This window comes from Pseudomonas palmensis, from assembly GCF_017848315.1.
GTDB lineage: Bacteria > Pseudomonadota > Gammaproteobacteria > Pseudomonadales > Pseudomonadaceae > Aquipseudomonas > Aquipseudomonas palmensis.
Genome location: NZ_JAFKEC010000042.1, coordinates 13,937 through 34,183, shown reverse-complemented (window position 1 = coordinate 34,183; position 20,247 = coordinate 13,937). Strand labels below are relative to the sequence as shown.

Below are 20,247 nucleotides of genomic sequence, written 5' to 3'. Positions count from 1 at the left end.
ATTGTCAAAGTAATCCGACCAATGTGGCAGTATTGCGGGGCTTATTCAATCATCAGCACCGCCCTACACTGCGCCCATCGTTCTCCAGCGGCGCCCGTCATGCCTTTTCGCAGCAAAGTCAGCCTGATCTTCCTGATGGGTTTTGCCCTCGACCTGCTCAACCTGTTCGTGCTCAACAGCGCCTACCCCGCCCTGCAGCGCCAGCTCGGCGCCTCGGTCACGCAGCTGGGCTGGGTCGGCAACGCCTACATGCTCGGCCTGACCCTGATCATCCCGCTGGGTAACGGGCTGGCGCAGCGCATCGGCGAGCGCGCCACCCTGCTGCTGTCGCTGGCCCTGTTCGGCCTGGGCTGTGCCCTGGCAGGCTCGGCCCGGAGCATCGAGGCACTGATCGGCTGGCGCCTGCTGCAGGGCCTGGGTGGCGGCCTGCTGATCCCGGTGGGCCAGGCGCTGGCCTACCGCGCCTGCCCCGCCAGCGAGCGCGCCGGCCTCACCTCGCGGGTGATGATGGTGGCCCTGCTGGTGCCGGCGCTGTCGCCGGCGCTGGGCGGGCTGATGGCCGACCAGAGCGACTGGCGCTGGGTGTTCTTCGCCCTGCTTGCGCCCACCCTGGCGTGCGCCGCGCTGGTGCTGGCCTGGCTGCCCGACGGTCGGCCCCAGCCCAGCGTACGGCCGGCCCTGGACCTGCGCCTGTTGCGCCAGCCACTGCTGCACACCGCCATGCTCATCTACCTGTGCGTACCGGGCGTGTTCATGGGGATCAACCTGGTGGCGGCGCTGTACCTGCAAGGCACGCTGGGCCTGAGCGCCACTGCCACCGGCGGGCTGATGCTGCCGTGGGCCGCCGGTGCGCTGGCGGCGATCGCCCTGAGCCGGTGGCGCTTCAACGCACTGGGCCCACGCCCGCTGCTGCTGGCCGGCATGGGCATTCAAAGCCTGGCGGTGCTGGCGTTGGCCAGCCCCTGGCTTGTCGCCCACCCCGGTTGGCTGGTGCTGCTGTATGCGCTGCTGGGCCTGGGCAGCAGCCTGTGCAGCAGCACCGCGCAGACGGCGGCGTTCGTGGCGATCCCCGAGGCGGCCATGGGCGCGGCCAGTGCGTTGTGGAGCCTGAACCGGCAGTTGAGTTTCTTTTTCGGGGTGGCGTTGCTCGGCGCAGTGCTCGACTGGCGATTGCCGGAGCCTACAGCCTACGCGCAAGCGCTGGCGCTGGGCGCCGCGCTGACCTTGCTGCCCTTGCCCTGGGTGCTGCGCCTGCCGGGCGCCCGGGCCCTGTTTGTTCAACCTGTGGAGTGAGTGCAATGCCAGAGCGTAATGCGGGGTTTGAAGAGGTGCTGGAGGCGCATGTGCAGATCCGCCAGTGGCTGGCCGGCGAGGCACGGCCGCCGTTGCTGGAGCGCTTTGCCGAGGGGTTCTCGATGTTCACGCTCAAGGGCACGGTGCTCGACAAGGCGCAGCTGGAGAGTTTTTTTGCCCAGGCCTATGGCTCACGGCCTGGCCTGCGCATCGAGATCGATGAGATGCACGACGTTGCGCCGGGGGTGGTGACCTATCGCGAGCATCAGCAGGATGACAGCGGCCAGACCACGCTGCGCTGGTCGACGGTGGTGTTCGACGCGCAGGGCAAGTGGCTGCATTTGCAGGAGACCGCGGTAACGCCGCAGCCTGTGTAGGAGCCAGCCTTGCTGGCGAAGCGAACACCGCAAAAGCCCGACAGACCGCAGTGTGGCCTTCGCCGGCAACGCCGGCTCCTACCGCGAAGGTGCGGCCTTCCTGGCCGGCGCCTTCTTGCCCCCACCCAGGCTGCGCTTGAGCAGCTCGGTGAGGTCGATGATGTCCGCCCCCTTGCCTGCTGCCTGGTCTTCGGGCGCCTCCACGGTGGCGATCTTGCCCTGGCTGGCCTTCTCCTCCACCAGCGCCATGATGGTGTCCTTGAAGTCGTTGTGGTACTCCTGCGGCGTCCAGTGCCCGGCCATGTCCTCCACCAGACGCTTGGCCATCTGCAGCTCCTTCTTGTCCACCGTGGCCGCGCTCACGCTCTTGTCCAGCTCCAGCCCTTCGAGCCCGCGGACCTCACCGGGCCAGCGCAGGGTGATCATCACCAGGGCGTCCTCCAGCGGGCGCAGCAGCGCCAGGTGCTGCTGGGTATGCAGCACCACCTTGGCCAGCGCCACCTTGCCGGTGCTCTCCAGGGTCTGGCGCAGCAGCGCATAGACCTTGCCACCGCGCTTGTCCGGCGCCAGGTAGTACGGCGTGTCGAAGTGCTGCAGCGGGATCTCGTCACTGCCCACGAACGAGAAGATATCGATGGTCTGGGTGGCCTCGGGCCGCGCCTTGCGGATCTCGTCCTCGCTGATCACCACATAGCGGCCCTTCTCGAACGCCACGCCCTTGACGATATGCTCTTTGTCGATCTCCTTGCCGGTGACCTTGTTCACCCGCTTGTAGCCCACCGGGTCCATGCTGCGCTTGTCGAGCCAGTCGAAATCGACCCGGTCGCTGCTGACCGCCGTGGTCAGCGACACCGGGATATGCACCAGCCCGAAACTGATCGCGCCCTTCCAGATCGCCCTGCTGGCCATGCTCGTCTCCTCGCCTAAGGCAATGGGTTGCCACCGGTCACGCCAAACACTTCACCGGTGATGTAACTGGATTCCTGCGACGCCAGCAGCACGTACAACGGCGCACACTCGGCCGGCTGGCCGGGGCGCTTCATCGGCGTGTGCCCGCCGAAGTCGGGGATCTTCTCCGGCGGCTGCCCGCCGCTGGGCTGCAGCACCGTCCAGATCGGCCCCGGTGCCACCGCGTTGACACGGATGCCGCGCTCGATCACCTGCTTGGCCAGGGCCTTGGTAAAGGCCACGATCGCCGCCTTGGTGGTGGCGTAGTCGAGCAGGGTCGCCGACGGCTGGTACGACTGGATCGATGCGGTGTTGATGATGGTGGCCCCGGCCGGCATCAGCGGCACGGCCGCCTGGCACAGCCAGAACAGCGCGTACACGTTGGTCTTCATGGTGGCGTCGAACTGTTCGCTGCTGACCTGGCCCACCTGCTTGCGCGCCACCTGCTTGCCTGCCACGTTGACCAGGATGTCCAGCCCACCCAACTGGTCGTGGGCCTGGCTGACCAGTTCGCGGCAAAAGGCCTCGTCCTTGAGGTCGCCCGGCAAGGCGATGGCACGCCGGCCCTCGGCCTCGATCAACTGGATGACTTCCTTGGCATCGCTGTGCTCGATGGGCAGGTAGTTGAGCACGATGTCCGCACCCTCGCGGGCAAAGGCGATGGCCACCGCACGGCCGATCCCGGAGTCGGCGCCCGTGATCAGCGCCTTGCGCCCCTGGAGCCGGCCAAAGCCCTGGTAGCTGTGCTCACCGTGGTCCGGCTTGGGTTGCATGCCGCTATCCAGCCCAGGCGCCGATTGGCCCTGGGCCGGAAACGGCGGTTGCGGGTACTGGGTCAGCGGGTTGCGCATGCTGTACTGGTTGCTGGGTTTTGGCGTCGACATCGGGATCCTCCGGTACGGTTCAGTGCCTCAGTGCGTGGGGGCCTGCCTGGCGCAGCCGCAGCCACTGGCAGAACAGGGTTTGCCGGCCGGGTGATGATCGGCGCAGGCCTGACAGCAATAAGACTTGCCTTCGCGTTGCACGGGGTTGTCGCCGACCTTGCAGTTGCAGTCCGGGCAGGCACAGGTCTGTTGGTCCATGGTCTTGACTCCTGAAGGTGATGGTCGTCATCGGTGGCGCCGTTTGGCGCCCCTGCAAGAAGTGACCGGCCCGCGCGCGCAATGGTTCAAGGCAGTTGGTCCGCTTGCGGCAAAGCCGATGAAACCCTGGCCGCTTTGTGACCTCCACAGAACACGAGGGGCCCTTTCGCCCCGGTACCGGAGACCGCCATGACAAGCCACCTGGTCAAGCTGTTCACCCAACCCAACTCGGCGTGGGCCGATATTCGCCACGACGAGGAAGCCCACCCGCGTCACTACCTGTCACACCTGCTGTTGCTGGCACTGATCCCCACCGTATGCCTGTTCATCGGGATCACCTCGGTGGGCTGGAGCCTGGCCGAAAACGAGAACGTGCGCCTGAGTGCCAGCAGCGCGTTGCAGCTGTGCATCCTGCTGTTTCTGGCGATCATGGCGGGCACGGTGCTGATGGGGGCATTCATCCGCTGGATGTCGCGTACCTTCGATGCACGCCCCACCCTCAACCAGTGCATCGGCTTTGCCGCCTACACCGCCACACCGTATTTCGTAGCCGGGCTGGCCGGGCTGTACCCGAGCCGTTGGCTGGCGGTCACGATACTGGGCGCGGCCACGGTGTACGCGACCTTTCTGCTGTTCACCGGTCTGCCGACCTTCATGCGCATCCGCAAGGAAGACGGCCTGCTGTACTCGGCCAGCGTGTGGGGGGTGGGGTTGCTGGTGCAGGTGACCATCCTGGTGTCGATGATCCTGTTCTGGTTCAACACCCTGCAACCGGAATACCTGCGCCCGGCCGGCCTGGGCTAGCCGGGCGCATGGGGGTCAGGCGCGGTACAGCCTGCGCGGCCGCAGGCCCATGGTGCGGCGCTCTTCGCGGATCTGACCCACCAGGTCCGCGATGGCCCGCATGTCGGGCAAGGCGCTCAGCTGGATACCCGTGACCGTAAGCTCGGCATACTCGGCATCGGCCGGCAGGTGGATGGTCAGCGCCAATCCGTCGCTGCACGCCACTTCACAGCGCCATGGCAGAAAGGCGCCTTCTATCAGGCGACGCAGTTCCAGATCACACACTCCGTTCATTGGCATGATGCAACCCTCGATGTCTCAGGTGTAACCACTAGTAAGGGCTCCCCGGGCCCGACATTCAAATCGAAAACTCCGATACAGCCCCCGGCATCTGATTGACCGGGGCAATGAAACCGCACCGGCATGTTCAGCCGTTGCGCGTCACCGTCAGCCCCACCGCTGCAATGCGCTCGACCTGCTCGTAGCCAGGTTCGAGCAGTTGCTCGCCAAACACGTCAGGGTCCAGCTCCTGGTAGTGCCACGACCATTGCGGGGCGGTGAGCTGGGCACGGATGGCGGCCAGGAACGGGTCGTGCCCGTCGACCATCGCCACCCCGGTGTACAGCAGCAGCGTGCCGCCCTGGCTCAGGCGCCCGATTGCCTCGTTGACGATGCGCAGCGACAGGTCGGCGCCCAGGCTGCCGCCACCGTGCCGATAGGCCCGGCGGCCGGCATCGAGCATGTACGGCGGGTTGGCGACGATCAGGTCGAAGTTGCCGGTAATGCCCTGCAGTACATCGCTGTGCGCCACCGACACATTGGCCAGCCCGGCCAGGGCCACGTTGATCGCGCTCAGGCGCAGGGCGTCGGGGTTGATGTCCAGCGCGGTGACCTGGGCGTGCCGGCGTGCACGGCCGATCAGTATCGCCCCTACCCCGGCCCCGCAGCCGATATCCACCGCGTGGTTGATTTCGCTGAAGCGGCCCTGCAAGTGGCTGGCAATGAAGTGTGCGAAACGGTAGCTGTCGGGCCCGAAGAACACAGCATCGGCCTGCGTGGTGGGAAAGCCCGAATGCACGAACAGCAGGTCCTCCAGGCTCGACCAGCGCACCCGGCTGCGCCAGCAGTCGCCGTCTTCGTCGAGAATCTGTGCCACGCGCATCTGCGCCAGTTCGTCGGCCGACAGCAGCGAAGCGGTGAACGGACGGTTCCAGCCAAAAATGTCGCGCAGGGTGCGCGCCCGCGCCGCGCTCTGGCGCTCGTTGTTGCGCTGCTGGGTCAGCGGGGTGACGCAGGTGAAGCGGTAGCCGTCGGCCTGCAGGCGCCGGCCCAGTTGCAGCAGGGCCTTGTCCGCTTCAGGCTGGCAGGTGTTCAGCAGCATGGTGCACTCCTTCAGTTTAGGCCCGTGAGCTGGCGGTACATCCGCGTGGCCTGCAGGCCGCGCGGCAGTGCATGGCGGTTGCCGGCCATGGCGTCGATCAGGCGTTCGATACGGCACTGTGCGGGCAGCGCCTGCAGCTCGATGTCGAGCGCGGTGTCGTCCGAAGGCATCGAGGGTTGCAGGGCGCTGCCCTGGGTACGCTCGGGGTTGCTGGCCGGCTGCCAGTCGCCGGCAATCCAGTCATGCAGCAGCTGCTTTTCATACACGCTGAACACCCCGAACATCGCCGCGCCCGGCCCCTCGATCACCTGCCAGAAGCGGCTGAGCTGTGGGTCCTGCCCGCGCTTGATCCAGCCCTTCTGTTCCAGTACGCCAAGAAAGCCCGGCATGCTGCCCGGCTCGGCCAGCCATTGATTGACGGTGCGCCCCTGGAAGCGGCAGTAATCCGAATGCATGTGCTGGCCGAAGGCGCGTTTGCGTTCGAGCAGCGCCACCACCTCGGCCTCCAGGTCAAAGCCTGCGATGATCGCCGCCGAGCCCTGGCCCAGGTCGTTGAGCCGGTAGCCGGCGGCCACGCGCTGGTAGAAACGCCCGTCGTCCTGCTCCGGGCGCAACTGCTGCAGGGCCTGCACGGCCTTGCGTGCATGGCCGCTGCTGGCGTTGTCGATGGTGACGTGCAGGCGAAAGTACTGGGCATCCAGGCCCAGTTCGTCGAGCTCATAGGCGCTGATCAGCAGGTGCAACGGCAGCTGCTCATAGCCCAGGTTGTAGCCGATCACCTCGGGCAGGAACATATCGCTGTTGGCCCCCAGCGCCAGTTGCAGGCAGCCTTGCAGGTAACGCTCGTCGGGCAGCGGCACCGGCTCGTGGCAACCGGCCTCGGCCAGCAGGCGGCGATAGATCAGCACATGGTTGCAGGCCGGGTCGCCATCGCCCAGCTCTTCGAGGTAGATACGGATCAGCCCGTGATAGCGCGGGTCGGCCCAGTGTCGCAGCAGCCCGTGCAGCCAGGCGCCGTCCACCGCCTTGGTGGGGGCCACATGGTGCAGAAAGTACAGCGCGTGAGCGCGAGTGCTGAAATAGCGCCGGGGCGCGCCGGCCTTGCGCCCGGCCAGGTACTCGGCGTATTCGCCGGCAACTGCGGCGGTGCGCCGGTCGGTCCACGCGTCCAGTTCGCCCGGGGTTGCCGGCAGGTCGTCCTGCAGACCCTGTGTGCGCAGCAGTTGCTCGGCCAGCCAGGCGGCACTGCCCACCAGGTCACCGCGCAGCAGCGCCTGGTAGCGGTTGAGCAGGTCGCCGGCCTGAACCTGCGCCAGGTCGGCAGTCGGGCGGGTTGCGTTCATCACGGTCATGGCCGTTGTCCTCTTGGCTGCCCCTTGCAGTCGATATGCAAGGGAATGGGCGCTGCGCTGCAAAGTTCCACAGCCCCGCCAAGCGGATGAAAAAGTCGTGCGGGCTTACCGTTCGTCTCATGCACGCAAAGATTTTAAAACTTTGCCCCGTGGCCTATCTCCACACCTATGTGAGGTCCACAAGGCTTCGCATCCCAATGACATGAGGATCAGCATCATGGACAAGAAAGAAAACTCGGGAAACTTTGCCAACGACAAGAACAAGGCGTCGGAAGCCGGCAAAAAAGGTGGGCAGGCCTCCGGAGGCGGCGCTGGCAGCCAGGGCAACAGGAAGCCTGACGCCACCAAGTCTGACACCCGCAAACCAAGTGGTGGTGGTCGTAGCTGACGCTCGAGCGACCGGCGCACCGAGGGTGCGTCGGTCTTGAGGACTCTTGATGAAGCAGTACGTCATCCACTTTCACTGCCCGATCGATCAGGGCACCACCGAGCGCTTTCGCGACCGTTGCCTGCAGGCGATCGACGAAGGGGCCAGCGCCCTGCTGCTCAACCTGTCGACCATCGGCGGCAGCACCCACCTGGGGTTCTCGATCTACAGCTTTCTCAAGTCGCTGCCGGTGCCGGTCAGCGCGGTGAATGCGGGCAACATCGAATCCATGGGCATCGTGATGTACCTGGCCGCCAGCGAACGCCTGGCCGTGCCCCACTCGCGGTTTCTGATCCACCCCATGACCTGGCACTTCAGCCAGAGCGCGGTGGACCACTCGCGCCTGCGTGAATACCTGTCGAGCCTGAACAACGACCTGGAGCGCTATGCGCGGATCTTCGAACTGGAGACCGCCCATGCCGAGCGCAAACTGGACATCATCCACTGCCTGTCGGCCGAGGAGCGGGTGATCCCTGCCTACGATTCGCTGGCCTGCGGCATGGCCCACCGGCTGGAACAGGTAGTGTTCGAAACCGATGCCCGCCACCTCACCGTCAGCGCCGAACACTGATGTCGAACAATCAGACTGAATTATTTGGTGGTTGGAAGGTACTTAGTTAGGCGGTATGAGTGAACACGCATCGGTCACCACGTTGAAAGGATTTTCAGGGAACCATGAACAACGCAAAACTCTTCGTCATCGACTATCAATTGCACGGCAAACAGAAGTCCTTCGTGATTCGTGCCGAGGCGATGGACAACGCCGAAGCCTGGCACTGGGCCAGCTGTGACGCCGGGGTGGGGCATATTCCGCGCTATGGGCGCGAGAAGGTGAAGAAGGTCAGCAAGCCACTGGCCGAGCGGTACGGAATCACCGAGGTGACGTGGCGCCAGAGCCACTGAGACGGCGCTGCGGTCAGCGCGGGCCAGGCCCGCGCTGACCGCAGCACAACCCGGTCAACCCGGAATCAGCAAGCCACGCTGCACCGCCGGCCGCGCCAGAAACGCCTCCAGCACGCGTCGAACCTCGACGAACTCTTCGATCCGCACCAGATCCCCCGCTTCGTAGAAACCGATCAGGTTGCGCACCCACGGCAGCGTGGCGATGTCCGCGATGCCGTACTCGCCCATGATCCAGTCGCGCCCGTGCAGGCGCCGGTCCAGCACGCCCAGCAGGCGCCGCGCCTCGTCCACGTAGCGCTGCAGCGGGCGCTTGTCTTCATAGGCCTTGCCGGCGAACTTGTTGAAGAAGCCCACCTGGCCGAACATCGGGCCGATGCCGCCCATCTGGAACATCAGCCACTGGATCGTCTCGTAGCGCGCAGCCGGGTCTTCAGGCAGCAGCTGGCCGGTCTTCTCGGCCAGGTACAGCAGGATCGCCCCCGACTCGAACAGCCCCAGCGGCTTGCCCCCCGGCCCGTGCGGGTCGAGGATCGCGGGGATCTTGTTGTTGGCACTGAGCGAGATGAACTCGGCGCTCAGTTGATCCTCGGTGGCAAAGTCCACCTTGTGCGCCTCGTAGGCCAGGCCCGTCTCTTCGAGCATGATCGACACCTTCACCCCGTTGGGCGTGGGCAGCGAATACAGTTGCAGGCGCTCGGGGTGGCGGGCAGGCCATTTGCGGGTGATGGGGTAGGCAGAAAGATCAGTCATCGGCAGCCTCTGGTTCGGCAGTGGCGCAGGCGCGCACCATCACCCAGTCACGGTGACGTTCCGGCCCGCAGACAAAAATGGCCTCGCCCACCTGGCGGAAGCCATTGCGTTGGTAAAAGCGGATCGCCCGGCTGTTGTGTTCGTTGACCGTCAGGCGGATCGCCCCACCCACCTGGGCCAGGGTGTCCTCGAGCAGGCGCTGGGCCGCGCCCTGGCCATGGTGCTCGGGCAGCACGTAGCAGCGGCTCAGTTCCGGCAGGCCGTCGGCCACCTCGATACCCAGCGCCTGCGCCGCCTTGTCGATCAGGGTGTAGCCCACCACCACGCCGTCATGCTCCAGCACGCGCAATTGCTTGGCGCGGCTGATCAGGTGCAGGCAGAAGTGTTCGGGCTGAAGATGGCCTCGGATATAGGCGGCAAGCGCCTTGGCCGATGAATCGGCGGGGCTTGCCAGGGCGAAGGTCTGGCTGGCGATGTCGCTGAGGGCTTCAGCATCGGCCGGCCGGGCAGTACGGGTACTGAAAAGCATGCTGCAACATCCTGTCCAACGGGCGAACCTGCATGGTAGCCCGTTCCATCACCGGCGCGACAGCACCCTACGCACTCAACGTCGCCGAAACAGCGGCCTGGGCTCGATCACCGAACGCCCGTAGAGCACGCTCATGCCCTGCAGGCCCTTGAGCGCGTCGGCTGCCGACTTGTCCTCGCGCACGGCAAAACTGTCGAAACCGCACTGGCGCATGTGGCTCAGCTGGTCGCGCAGCACATCGCCGACAGCACGCAATTCGCCCTGCCAGCCCAGCCGCGTGCGCAGCAGGTAGGCCTGGCTGTAGCCACGGCCATCGCGAAACGAGGGGAAGTCGATGGCGATCAGCGGCAGCACGCCCAGCCACAGCTGCAGCGACTCGACATCGTCATCCGGCCCCAGCCACAGCCCGTGATAACCACTGGGCTGCGCCAGCCAGCGGTGCAGCGGCAAAATCAGCGCGCCCGTCGGCAGCGGCGCCTCCTGCTCGCCCAGCAACTGCCAGCTGTCGCCCTCCACAAGCTGCGCCTGCCCTTGGCGTATCGCGATCACATTGCGCATGTGGACACCTCCGGCTGCCTGGCATAGACGCGCTCCTTGAACGGCTCCAGCCCCACCCGCGCCACGGTGTCGACGAAGGGCTCGTCGAGTTCGCGGTAGGCGCAGTAGGTGGCCACGATCTGCTCGATCACGCGGGGGATCTCGGCGGCGCTGAACGACGGGCCGATCACCTTGCCCAGTGCGCTGGCCTTGCCCTGCGCCCCGCCCAGGGTCACCTGGTACCACTCGCTGCCGTTCTTGTCCACGCCCAGGATGCCGATGTTGCCGATGTGGTGGTGGCCACAGGCGTTGATGCAGCCCGAGATGTTCAGGCTCAGCTCGCCCAGGTCGTGCAGGTAGTCGAGGTCGTCGAAGCGGCTCTGGATGGCCTGGGCGATGGGGATCGACTTGGCGTTGGCCAGCGCGCAGAAGTCGCCGCCCGGGCAGGCGATGATATCGGTCAGCAGGCCGATGTTGGCGGTGCCCAGGCCCTGCTCGCAGGCCAGACGCCACAGCGGGTACAGGTCGGCCTTGCGGACATCGGGCAGGATCAGGTTCTGCTCGTGGGCGATGCGGATTTCACCGAAACCGAAGTGCTCCGACCAGTCGGCCACGTTGTCCATCTGCTCGGCGGTGAGGTCGCCGGGGGGCGCCGCCGGGCCGGGCTTGGTCGACAGCACCACGCTGGCATAGCCGGCCACCTTGTGCGGCTGCACGTTGCGCGAGACCCAGCGGGCGAAGGAGCGGTCCATGGCCAGGTGGGTGCCGTAGTCCAGGTCGCCGTCGGGCTGCGCGGCGTAGCGTGGCGGCGCGAAGCCTTCGGCCACCCGCTGGAACTCGGCTTCGGTGAGCTGCGCCGGGCCGTCCTTGATGTGTTGCCATTCCTGTTCGACTTCACGGGCAAAGGCCTCGATGCCCAGTGCCTTGACCAGGATCTTGATGCGCGCCTTGTACTTGTTGTCGCGCCGGCCATGGCGGTTGTACACCCGCAGGATGGCCTCGACGTACGACAGCAGGTGCTCCCACGGCAGGCCCTCGCGGATCTGCAGGCCCAGGATCGGCGTGCGCCCCAGGCCGCCGCCGACCATCACCCGCAGGCGCATCTGCTGGCGCCCGTCGCGGTAAAGGTACAGGCCGATGTCGTGCATCATGATCGCTGCGCGGTCCTGGCGGGCCGAACAGATGGCGATCTTGAACTTGCGCGGCAGGAACAGGAACTCGGGGTTGATGGTCGACCACTGGCGCAGGATCTCGGCCAGCGGGCGCGGGTCGATGATCTCGTCGGCGGCGACGCCGGCGAAGGCCTCGGTGGTGATGTTGCGCACGCAGTTGCCAGAGGTCTGGATCGCATGCATGTCGACCTCGGCCAGGCGCTGCAGGATATCCGGCACCTGGGCCAGCTCGACCCAGTTGAACTGGATGTTCTGGCGCGTGGTGAAGTGGCCGTAGCCGCGGTCGTAGTCGCGCGCGATGCTGGCCAGGGTGCGCATCTGGCGGGCGCCGAGGGTGCCGTAGGGGATGGCCACGCGCAGCATGTAGGCATGCTTTTGCAGGTACAGGCCATTTTGCAGGCGCAGTGGCAGGAATTCTTCTTCGCTCAGTTCACCGGCAGTGAAGCGCTGCACCTGGTCGCGGAACTGGGCTACGCGCTCGAACACCAGTGCACGATCGTATTCGTCGTAGTGATACATGGTCGGACCTCATCAGGGAGGCCGCTACTATGGCTTCGAGGTGTACTGGGTTACAGATTCAGGTTGGGGGGATTAATGCGAATCAGTTGACCCGGTGGCGCCTGTATCGCGGGTCAAGCCCGCTCCCACAGAACGTTCACAACCCCTCAAGTCGGTGCACAACCTGTGGACCCGCGAAGGGCCCTTACAGGCCGACAGTATCGCTACGCTTGAGCTCGCCGATCTTCTCCAGCCGCGCCCGCACGATGTTGCGGCTGATGTTGAGCAGGCGCCCGGTCTGCAGCTGGTTGCCGTGGCAATAGCGGTACGCGGTGCGAAACACCGTCTCTTCGATATGCTCGTACAAATCCTCGACGTTCTGCTCGAACAGCGCCGTCAGCGCCGCCTCCAGGCTTGGCGCCTCGGGCGTCTGCAGGCGCAGCGGCTGGGCGCTCTCCTCCTGGCGGATACCCACCGAACGCATGTCCACCAGGTGCAGGTCGGCCGGCTGCACCACCTGCTGGCGGCACACCAGCAAGGCATGGTGAATGGCATTCTCCAGCTCGCGGATGTTGCCTGGCCAGCTGTGCCCCAGCAGCTTGCGCTCGCTCTCCAGGCTCAGGCTGGCGCGGCTGTAGCCCAGGCGCTGGCAATGCTCCTCGAGAAAGAATTCGGCCAGCGGCAGGATGTCGCCGGGGCGTTCGCGCAGCGGCGGCAGGCGGATGGTCGCCACGTGCAGGCGGTAGAACAGGTCTTCGCGAAAGTGCCCCGCCACCACCGCATCGGCCAGGTTGACGTTGGTGGCCGCCACCAGGCGCACGTTGATCGGGATCGGCGTGCGCGACCCCAGCCGCACCACTTCGCGCTCCTGCAGCACACGCAGCAGCTTGACCTGCATGTTCAGCGGCAGGTCGCCGATCTCGTCGAGAAACAGCGTGCCGCCATTGGCCGCCTCGAACCAGCCCGCCTTGCTGTTGGTGGCCCCGGTGAATGCGCCCTTTTCATGGCCGAACAACTCGCTCTCCACCAGGGTTTCGGCAAAGGCGCCGCAGTTCACTGCCACGAACGGTTCGCGACCGCGCCGACTCAACTGGTGGATATGCCGCGCCACCAGTTCCTTGCCGGTGCCGGTCTCGCCGATGATCAGGGTGTTGGCCTCGCTCGGCGCCAGGCGCTCGATACGGGCCAGCAGTTCCTGGGAGCGAGGGTCCTTGAACACCAGCACGGTGGCACGAACGGATTTGGTCAGTTCCCGGGCATGGGGATGGGTAATCAGCGACATGGTGCATTCCTGGCATTGATAGCGCCGGCCCATAGTGCACGAAACAAATTAGAACAAATAATTATTAATTCATCTTTGTATATTCCAATTTCACCTATCAGAAACCACCTGCTGAGGCACTGCTGCCACAGCAGCAATCCGGCCCCGGCGGTTGCTTGCGAATCAGCAGCGTGGTGCTGCGCAGCGACTGGATAAAACCAGGAAAAACCTTTTTATTCAGCAAGTTGCGTGAACATTTCAGCACCTGGCACGGCTTTCGCTCTGCACCCGGCATCGTTGTTTCGCCCAAGGAAGCCCCTGATGAAATTCCCGCACTCCGTGGCCTTCGGCCTGAGCCTGCTCGCCCTCTCCTGCGCCGCCATGGCCGCCGACACCTACGCCCCCACGCCCGACCCGCTGCAGGGCGACGGGCGCGTTTCGGCGTTCTACCACTGGGAACAGGCGATCCCGGCCACCCCCGGCAGGTTGCTGCGCAGCGAGCCGCTGGAGCAGACCCTCAGCCTGCCCGGCGCGGCCAGCCAGTTGCGCATTCTCTACAGCTCCACCGACGGCATCGACGGCAAGACCCCGATCGCGGTCTCCGGCGCGCTGTTCATTCCCCAGGGCAAGGCCCCGGCCGGCGGCTGGCCGGTGGTCACCTGGGGGCATGGCACCGTCGGCGTGGCCGACATCTGCGCGCCGTCCTGGTCGGGCCGCTCGTACCGCGACGTGCAGTACCTGGCGCGCTGGCTGAACGAGGGCTATGCCATCGTCGCCACCGACTACCAGGGCCTGGGCGTGCCCGGCGGCCACCCGCTGCTGAACAACCGCATGGCCGCCTACGGCATCCTCGACGCGGCCCGCGCCGTGGTCAGCGGGGTGCCGGGCCTGGCCAACAAGGTGCTGGTGGTCGGCCAGTCCCAGGGCGGCGCCGGGGCCTTAGCCTCTGCCGCCTATGCCCCCACCTACGCTCCGGACCTGGGCCTGAAGGGCAGCGTCGGTACCGGGGTGATCTACACCGTGGGCGCCAGCAACGTGGGTGAGCAGGACCCGAACAAGGTCGACGCGTCACTGGCCTACGGTTTCTACACCCTGCTGGCCGCGCAGCAGTACGACCCGAGCATCGACCCGCGCGACTTCTACACCGACAAGGCCCTGCCACTGTTCGAACAGGCTCGCACCACCTGCCTGGCGTCGCTCACCGCCGATGTGATCGGCACCGAGCTGACCCCGGCCAACACGCGCAAGGCCAACGACGGCGCACAACTCAAGCCGTGGCTGGCGCAGGTCTCCTACCCGACGCTCAAGCTTGCGCAGCCGATCTTCATCGGCACCGGTGCCGAGGACAAGACCCCCGCCGCCGTCACCCAGGTCAGCCTGATGAAGGACGCGTGCGCTGCCGGCTCGGTGGTCGAGGGCCACCTGTACAAGGGCCTGGGCCACAGCGAGACGGTCAATGCCTCGCTCAAGGACTCGCTGCCCTTCGCGCGCAAGGTGTTCAGCGACCAGCCCGTCACCCCGATCTGCAACCCCAGCGTGCAATAAGCCAGGAGCCTGCCCATGAGCATCGAATTCTTTACCCGCCTGCCGCTGCACGGTGAAACCCAGTTCCTGCCCGGCGACCCGCGCAACCGCGGCGACTGGCATGCCGGCGGCGCCAGCACCGGCGCGGTGTCGGGGTTTGCGGTCGGTGACCACTTCACCTACATCGACTACCTGGGGCAGATTGCCCGGGCCGCCGAAATCAACGGCTTCGGCGGTGCGCTGATGGTCAATGCGCCGTCCGGCGAAGAGCCCTGGACGGTGTGCTCGCTGCTGGCCCGCGAAACCCGCACGCTGAAGTTCGTCACCGCGTTCCAGCCCTACCACTACACCCCGTGGGTGGCGGTGCAGCAGGCCGCCACCTACCAGCGCGCCAGCGGCAACCGGCTGGTGTGGAACATCATCAACGGCGGCTCGGACGCCCTCCAGCGCCAGGTCGGCGACCTGGCCGAGCACGACGAGCGCTACGCCCGCGCCACCGAGTTCATGGATGTGGTCAAGGGCTACTGGCACTCGGAGCACTTCCACTACGACGGGCGCTTCTACAAGGCCGAAGGCGGCGGCCTGCGCGGGCCGCAGAAAAAGGCCGAGCTGCCGCTGATCTGCACGGCCGGCTCGTCGATTGCCGCCCGCGAGTTCGCTGCAAAGCATGCCGACTTCTACCTGATGCGCGCCGAGCACCCCGACGAGATCGCCGCGCTGATCGCCGACATCCGCCAGCGTGCGCTCACGTTCGGCCGCAGCGACATCCGCTTCGGCCTGTCGATCGACGTGATCGCCCGCGAGACCGAGGCACTGGCGCTGGCCGAAGCCAAGCGCTTTTTCGACGAGGGCGTGGCCAGGGGGGCCGCCAAGGCCAAGGCGGCCCACGAAGGGCTGCGTACCGCGCGCAAGCTCAGCTACGAGGAGGACTACCGGCCCGAGCACGACGAGCGTGCCTTCGACGATTTCTTCATCTACCCCAACGTGTGGTCGGGCTTCAGCCACATCGGCATCCCGCCGGGCCTGGCGTTGGTGGGCAGCTACGCCAACGTGGTGGCGCGCATTCGCGAGTACAACGCGCTGGGCATCGACCTGTTCTTCCTGGCCGGCTACCCGCACCTGGAAGAAGCCTACCGCCTGGGCGAGCACGTCCTGCCGCACTTTCGCGGTGAACGGCAGGCGCTGAGCCGGCCCGTGCAGGCCACCGCGCAGTTGCGCGCGGCAGGAGCCTGAGCCATGAACCCCAACCACTACAGCCGGCGCCAGTTCATCGGCCAGGGCCTGGCCATGGGCGGCGGCCTGCTGCTGGGCACCAGCCTGCTCAGCGGCTGCGGCCCGGATGACGCCCCCGCCCCCGCCGCCGGGGTTGCCCAGCCGCGGCACGGCGGGCGCCTGCGCCTGGGCATCCTGGACGGCGGCCAGACCGGCAACCTCGACGCCCACAAGCCCATCGGCAGCGGCATCGTGCGCGGCTTTGCGCTGTACAGCAAACTGTGGGAATGGGACGAGCAGATGCAGCCGCGCCTGGCCCTGGCCGAGTTCGCCGAGGCCAGCAGCGACGCGCGCAGCTGGACCCTGCGCCTGCGCCAGGGCCTGGAATTCCACAACGCCAAGACCATCGATGCCGACGACCTGATCTTCTCGATCCGCCGCCTCACCGACCCGCAGCTGGCTTCGCCCTACGCCGCCTTGCTGCACTGGGTGGACCGCGACAACCTGGTCAAGCTCGACAACCGCACGGTGCGCCTGAGTTTCAAGGACGGCCGCAGCTTCCTGCCACTGCCGGAAACCTGGGTGAATTTCGGCGGCATCGTGCCGGTGGACTATCACCCGGTCACCAACCCGGTCGGCGCCGGGCCCTACCGGTTCAAGAGTTTCACCCCCGGCCAGCGTTCGGTGTTCAGCCGCTTCGAGAACTACTACAAGGCCGGCAGGCCGTATGCCGATGAACTGGAGATCATCGACTTCAAGGACCAGGTCTCGCGCCTGGCCGCGCTGCGTGCCGGGCAGATCGACATGGCCAACGGCATGCCCAGCGAGCAGTTGCAGGTGCTCGAGCGCGACCCGCGGCTGAACCTGGTGACGTCGATCAGCGGCAACTGGCTGTCGTTCGAAATGAACACCAGCAAGCCGCCATTCAACGACCCGCGGGTGCGCGAGGCACTGCGCCTGCTGGCCGACCGCGACGAGCTGGTGCGCCGCGCCCTCAACGGCCAGGGCCGCGTGGCCAACGACCTGTACGCCCCGTTCGACCCCACCTTCAACCACGCCCTGCCCCCGCGTGCCCATGACCCGCAGCGCGCCGCGCAACTGCTGCGCGAGGCTGGCCAGGAACACCTGCGGGTGGAACTGGTGACCACCGCCGGGCCGGCGCTGGCCTCGGCGCTGGTGCTGGCCGAGCAGGCCAGGCGCATCGGCGTGACCCTCGATGTGCGCCAGGTCGACAGCGCCACCTTCAACGGCCCGCAGCAGGACCAGTGGCTGCTGAGCACCGGCGGCACCATCGGCGCGCCGTTCCTGGCCAGCGCCATGCACACCGACGCGCCGTTCGCGGTGGCCAACAAGACCCACTTCGACGACCCGCAGTTCACCCAGCTGTTTCTGCAGGCCATGGCCCAACCGGACCTGGCCAGGCGCACCGCACTGGTCCACCAGGCGCAGCAGATCCAGTACGACAAGGGCGGCCTGCTGATCTGGGGCTACGCCAACCTGCTCGATGCGTTTTCACGCAAGGTCGGCGGCGCGGCGCCGGAGCAGACGTTGTTCAGCACCTGGCGTTTTGAAAACCTGTGGTTGAACAACGCCGCCTGAGCGCTCTGAAAAGTACAAGCGCACCCCTGTAAAAGGCATTTTTCCGTTACACCGCTACCGCCATCATGGCGGCAGCGGCGCTTGCCGCGCCTAACAACAAAAACGGAAAAATGCCATGTCAGCGCACGCCCGCCTGCCGTTGGCGGTACTCGCCCGGCGTCACCTGCGCATAGCGCAGGAAAAACCGGCTGAAGTACGCCGGGTCCTTGAAGCCCAGGCTGTAACAGATCTCGTTGGCCGAACTGCCGGTGAACAGCAGCAGGCGCTTGGCTTCCTGCATCAGGCGCTCCAGGATCAGGCGCTTGGACGGCAGGTCGGCGATACGCCGGCACACGTCATTGAGCCGCGCCTCGGTCACCCCCACCCCCAGCGCATAGCGCGACAGCGGCCAGTGCTCCAGGTAATGCGCCTCGATCAGCTCGTTGAAGCGGTGGAACACCTGCAGGTCCTCATGCCGGGTCTGGCGCGCCGGCAGCGAACGCGCGCACAGGCGCAGCAGGCTGAGCATGATCAGCCGGGTCAGGCTGTCCAGCGCCGGGCCACGGCCCACCTGCGCGGCATTGATCTCGCGGTGCAGCTCGTCGAACAGCAGCACCAGGCGCCGCGCCTCGTCGGCAAACCGACCCTCCAGCCCGCTCAGCGCCACGCACGCCGGCGCCACCTGCGGCCCAGGCGCCAGCGCAGGGTCGGCTTCGAGCAGTTGCCATACCAGTTGCTGGCGCACGGTCAGCACGTGGCCATCGGCGTCGGGCTCGGTGACGAACGAGTGCGGGATGGTCGGCGGGGTAAGGAAGAACATCGGCCCCGACTCCACGTACTGCTGGTCGTCCAGGTACACCCGCACCGTGCCGCTCTTGACGTAATGCACCTGAAAGTAGCGGTCGTGGCGGTGCACCGGCATGTTGCGGCCGAAAAAACCGGCCAGGTTGCCGAGCTTGTCGTAGTGCACCTCGGCATCGCTGTACCGCTGGTCGTAGACCTGCCCGATGTTGATGTTGGGAATCGGCGTGCGTTCGTTCATGACGGGGTTTCCTGCTGTGTTCCTGTTCTGCCGGCAGCTTAACGCCTGACACGCGCCGCTTGCCTTTCATTAACATCTTAATTATAACGTTAACACATTAACGATTTGTCCCGCAGGGTGCTTGCCGCCCTGCCCTTGCCAGGAGAAGAGCATGAGCCGTGCCCTGCACGACGTTGCCACCGGCACCCTGTTCGGCGTTGCGCTGAACTACCAGGGGTTGCTGAACCAGCGTCTCGCCGAATTCGAACAGGCGCCGTACCAGAAGCCCCCGGTCAAGCCGGTGCTGTTCATCAAGACCCCCAACACGCGCAACCGCCATGGCGCCCCGGTGGTGTACCCGCAAGGTGTCGAACGCCTGCAGCCGGGCCCGGCGCTGGGCGTGGTGATCGGCAAGCGCGCCAGCCGCGTGAGCGTCGAACAGGCCCTGGAGCACGTGGCCGGCTACACCATCGTCAACGAGTTCAGCCTGCCTGAAGACAGCTATTACCGCCCGGCGGTCAAGGCCAAGTGCCGCGATGGTTTCTGCGTACTCGGCCCTGAGCTGGTGCCGACCGCGCAGGTGGCCGACCCGCATCAGCTGGCCATCGAGCTGTTCGTCAATGGCGAACTGCGCCAGCACAACAGCACCGCCAACCTGGTGCGCAACATCCCGCAGCTGATCGCCGAGATCAGCGAGTTCATGACCCTGCACGCAGGCGACGTGCTGATTACCGGCACCCCCGAAGGCCGCGTGGACGTGCTGCCAGGCGATCAGGTCGAGGTCCGGATCAGCGGCCTGGGCCGCCTGGCCAACCCGATCGTGGCCGAACAGGAGCAACGCTGATGAAACACGCCCGTATCCGTTACCAGGGCCAGGACCACGCCGTGACCGTGGAAGATGGCAACAACGTGCGCCTGGCCGATGGCCGCCTGCTCGCCGAGCACGAGGTGCAGTGGTTGCCGCCGGCCACCGGCAGCATGTTCGCGCTGGGCCTGAACTACGCCGACCACGCCGCCGAACTGGCCTTTGCCGCACCCACCGAGCCGCTGGCCTTCGTCAAGTCGCCCGGTACCTACACCGGCCACAACCAGGTCACCTGGCGCCCGGACAACGTCAAGTACATGCACTACGAGTGCGAGCTGGTGGCGGTGATCGGCAAGCCGGCGCGCAACGTCAGGCGCGAGGACGCGCTGCAGTACCTGGCCGGCTACACGGTGTGCAACGACTACGCGATCCGCGACTACCTGGAGAACTACTACCGCCCCAACCTGCGGGTGAAGAACCGCGACGCCACCACCCCGGTGGGCCCGTGGATGGTCGATGTGGCCGATGTGCCGGATGCGTCCAACCTCACCCTACGCACCTGGATCAACGGTGAGCTCAAGCAGCAGGGCAGCACCCGCGACATGATCTTCGACATCCCCTACCTGATCGAATACCTGTCCAGCTTCATGACCCTGCAACCGGGCGACATGATCGCCACCGGCACCCCCGAAGGCCTGGCCGACGTGGTGCCGGGTGATGAAGTGGTGGTGGAAGTGGAAGGTGTCGGCCGCCTGGTCAACCGCATTGTCAGCGAAGCCGAGTTCTTCGCCCTGAACCCGCAAGAGGCATGAAC

At 66.2% G+C, this 20,247-nt stretch carries 23 protein-coding genes; 11 read left to right on the top strand and 12 right to left on the bottom strand.

Features of this window, described 5'->3' with window-relative positions; genetic code table 11:
- Window positions 1–99 precede the first annotated feature (99 nt).
- Both JZZ72_RS19755 and JZZ72_RS19750 read left to right on the top strand, forming a co-directional pair.
- Window positions 100–1,293: an MFS transporter gene (locus JZZ72_RS19755; protein ID WP_210014987.1), complete on the top strand. Its 1,194-nt coding sequence runs from the start codon at window positions 100–102 to the stop codon at window positions 1,291–1,293.
- 5 nt (window positions 1,294–1,298) lie between these two features.
- Complete coding sequence (locus JZZ72_RS19750; protein WP_210014986.1) at window positions 1,299–1,670, top strand: DUF4440 domain-containing protein; 372 nt, start codon at window positions 1,299–1,301, stop codon at window positions 1,668–1,670.
- Window positions 1,671–1,748: 78 nt separating this feature from the next.
- Here the strand turns inward: JZZ72_RS19750 and ku are convergent, their stop codons facing one another.
- Genes ku through JZZ72_RS19735 form a run of 3 tightly spaced genes read right to left on the bottom strand, consistent with a single transcriptional unit; the run spans window position 1,749 to window position 3,700 of the window.
- Entirely contained in the window at window positions 1,749–2,579 is an 831-nt protein-coding gene (gene ku, locus JZZ72_RS19745; protein WP_210014985.1) for a non-homologous end joining protein Ku, read from the bottom strand.
- A gap of 14 nt (window positions 2,580–2,593) precedes the next feature.
- On the bottom strand, window positions 2,594–3,502 hold the full coding sequence (locus JZZ72_RS19740) for an SDR family oxidoreductase (protein ID WP_043860037.1): 909 nt from the start codon (window positions 3,500–3,502) through the stop codon (window positions 2,594–2,596).
- Window positions 3,503–3,529: 27 nt separating this feature from the next.
- Window positions 3,530–3,700 (bottom strand): metallothionein, encoded by a 171-nt coding sequence (locus JZZ72_RS19735; RefSeq protein ID WP_043860038.1) that lies wholly within the window; start codon window positions 3,698–3,700, stop codon window positions 3,530–3,532.
- A gap of 189 nt (window positions 3,701–3,889) precedes the next feature.
- Here JZZ72_RS19735 and JZZ72_RS19730 point away from each other — a divergent pair, with 189 nt between their 5' ends.
- The gene (locus JZZ72_RS19730; RefSeq protein WP_054914434.1) at window positions 3,890–4,504 is read left to right on the top strand and encodes a Yip1 family protein; all 615 of its coding nucleotides are present in this window, start codon (window positions 3,890–3,892) and stop codon (window positions 4,502–4,504) included.
- Window positions 4,505–4,519: 15 nt separating this feature from the next.
- On the opposite strand, the gene JZZ72_RS19725 is transcribed toward JZZ72_RS19730, so the two are convergent.
- The 3 genes from JZZ72_RS19725 to JZZ72_RS19715 form a co-directional block, all read right to left on the bottom strand.
- Window positions 4,520–4,783, bottom strand: a complete 264-nt coding sequence (locus JZZ72_RS19725; RefSeq protein WP_088515081.1) for a DUF1652 domain-containing protein — start codon at window positions 4,781–4,783, stop codon at window positions 4,520–4,522.
- Window positions 4,784–4,910: 127 nt separating this feature from the next.
- Window positions 4,911–5,864, bottom strand: coding sequence for a methyltransferase (locus tag JZZ72_RS19720; RefSeq protein ID WP_043860041.1), 954 nt, complete (start codon window positions 5,862–5,864; stop codon window positions 4,911–4,913).
- An 11-nt stretch (window positions 5,865–5,875) separates the two neighbouring features.
- Window positions 5,876–7,216, bottom strand: a complete 1,341-nt coding sequence (locus JZZ72_RS19715) for an iron-containing redox enzyme family protein (protein ID WP_210014984.1) — start codon at window positions 7,214–7,216, stop codon at window positions 5,876–5,878.
- Window positions 7,217–7,430: 214 nt separating this feature from the next.
- On the opposite strand from JZZ72_RS19715, the gene JZZ72_RS19710 reads away from it, so the two are divergent.
- The 3 genes from JZZ72_RS19710 to JZZ72_RS19700 all read left to right on the top strand — a co-directional run bounded on the left by JZZ72_RS19710 (window position 7,431) and on the right by JZZ72_RS19700 (window position 8,546).
- Complete coding sequence (locus tag JZZ72_RS19710; RefSeq protein ID WP_371920451.1) at window positions 7,431–7,604, top strand: KGG domain-containing protein; 174 nt, start codon at window positions 7,431–7,433, stop codon at window positions 7,602–7,604.
- A gap of 49 nt (window positions 7,605–7,653) precedes the next feature.
- Window positions 7,654–8,214 (top strand): ATP-dependent Clp protease proteolytic subunit, encoded by a 561-nt coding sequence (locus tag JZZ72_RS19705; RefSeq protein WP_210014983.1) that lies wholly within the window; start codon window positions 7,654–7,656, stop codon window positions 8,212–8,214.
- A gap of 104 nt (window positions 8,215–8,318) precedes the next feature.
- Window positions 8,319–8,546 (top strand): DUF6555 family protein, encoded by a 228-nt coding sequence (locus JZZ72_RS19700; protein ID WP_043860044.1) that lies wholly within the window; start codon window positions 8,319–8,321, stop codon window positions 8,544–8,546.
- 54 nt (window positions 8,547–8,600) lie between these two features.
- Here the strand turns inward: JZZ72_RS19700 and JZZ72_RS19695 are convergent, their stop codons facing one another.
- The 5 genes from JZZ72_RS19695 to JZZ72_RS19675 all read right to left on the bottom strand — a co-directional run bounded on the left by JZZ72_RS19695 (window position 8,601) and on the right by JZZ72_RS19675 (window position 13,314).
- The gene (locus JZZ72_RS19695; protein ID WP_043860045.1) at window positions 8,601–9,296 is read right to left on the bottom strand and encodes a glutathione S-transferase N-terminal domain-containing protein; all 696 of its coding nucleotides are present in this window, start codon (window positions 9,294–9,296) and stop codon (window positions 8,601–8,603) included.
- On the bottom strand, window positions 9,289–9,825 hold the full coding sequence (locus JZZ72_RS19690) for a GNAT family N-acetyltransferase (RefSeq protein WP_123753076.1): 537 nt from the start codon (window positions 9,823–9,825) through the stop codon (window positions 9,289–9,291). The genes JZZ72_RS19695 and JZZ72_RS19690 overlap by 8 nt, the downstream gene beginning before the upstream one ends.
- 75 nt (window positions 9,826–9,900) lie before the next feature.
- Window positions 9,901–10,383, bottom strand: a complete 483-nt coding sequence (locus JZZ72_RS19685) for a DUF934 domain-containing protein (protein WP_210014982.1) — start codon at window positions 10,381–10,383, stop codon at window positions 9,901–9,903.
- Entirely contained in the window at window positions 10,371–12,053 is a 1,683-nt protein-coding gene (locus JZZ72_RS19680; RefSeq protein WP_100632707.1) for a nitrite/sulfite reductase, read from the bottom strand. Before JZZ72_RS19680 ends, JZZ72_RS19685 begins: the two co-directional genes overlap by 13 nt.
- A gap of 184 nt (window positions 12,054–12,237) precedes the next feature.
- Window positions 12,238–13,314 carry a sigma-54 interaction domain-containing protein gene (locus tag JZZ72_RS19675; protein WP_043860049.1) on the bottom strand — a complete coding sequence of 359 codons (1,077 nt, stop codon included), beginning with the start codon at window positions 13,312–13,314 and terminating at the stop codon, window positions 12,238–12,240.
- Between the two features lie 300 nt (window positions 13,315–13,614).
- Between JZZ72_RS19675 and JZZ72_RS19670 the strand changes: the two genes are divergently transcribed.
- The 3 genes from JZZ72_RS19670 to JZZ72_RS19660 are packed head-to-tail and all read left to right on the top strand — an operon-like array spanning window position 13,615 to window position 17,628.
- Window positions 13,615–14,838, top strand: a complete 1,224-nt coding sequence (locus JZZ72_RS19670; protein WP_210014981.1) for an alpha/beta fold hydrolase — start codon at window positions 13,615–13,617, stop codon at window positions 14,836–14,838.
- Between the two features lie 15 nt (window positions 14,839–14,853).
- The gene (locus JZZ72_RS19665) at window positions 14,854–16,050 is read left to right on the top strand and encodes an LLM class flavin-dependent oxidoreductase (protein ID WP_043860051.1); all 1,197 of its coding nucleotides are present in this window, start codon (window positions 14,854–14,856) and stop codon (window positions 16,048–16,050) included.
- A 3-nt stretch (window positions 16,051–16,053) separates the two neighbouring features.
- A complete protein-coding gene (locus tag JZZ72_RS19660; protein WP_054914430.1) occupies window positions 16,054–17,628 on the top strand; it encodes an ABC transporter substrate-binding protein in 1,575 nt (524 codons plus the stop codon).
- 118 nt (window positions 17,629–17,746) lie between these two features.
- Here JZZ72_RS19660 and hpaA read toward each other — a convergent pair whose 3' ends face one another.
- Entirely contained in the window at window positions 17,747–18,649 is a 903-nt protein-coding gene (hpaA, locus tag JZZ72_RS19655) for a 4-hydroxyphenylacetate catabolism regulatory protein HpaA (RefSeq protein WP_043860076.1), read from the bottom strand.
- Between the two features lie 151 nt (window positions 18,650–18,800).
- Between hpaA and JZZ72_RS19650 the strand changes: the two genes are divergently transcribed.
- Window positions 18,801–19,472: a fumarylacetoacetate hydrolase family protein gene (locus JZZ72_RS19650; RefSeq protein WP_043860075.1), complete on the top strand. Its 672-nt coding sequence runs from the start codon at window positions 18,801–18,803 to the stop codon at window positions 19,470–19,472.
- Window positions 19,472–20,245: a fumarylacetoacetate hydrolase family protein gene (locus JZZ72_RS19645; RefSeq protein WP_054914429.1), complete on the top strand. Its 774-nt coding sequence runs from the start codon at window positions 19,472–19,474 to the stop codon at window positions 20,243–20,245. The genes JZZ72_RS19650 and JZZ72_RS19645 overlap by 1 nt, the downstream gene beginning before the upstream one ends.
- Window positions 20,246–20,247: the final 2 nt, after the last annotated feature.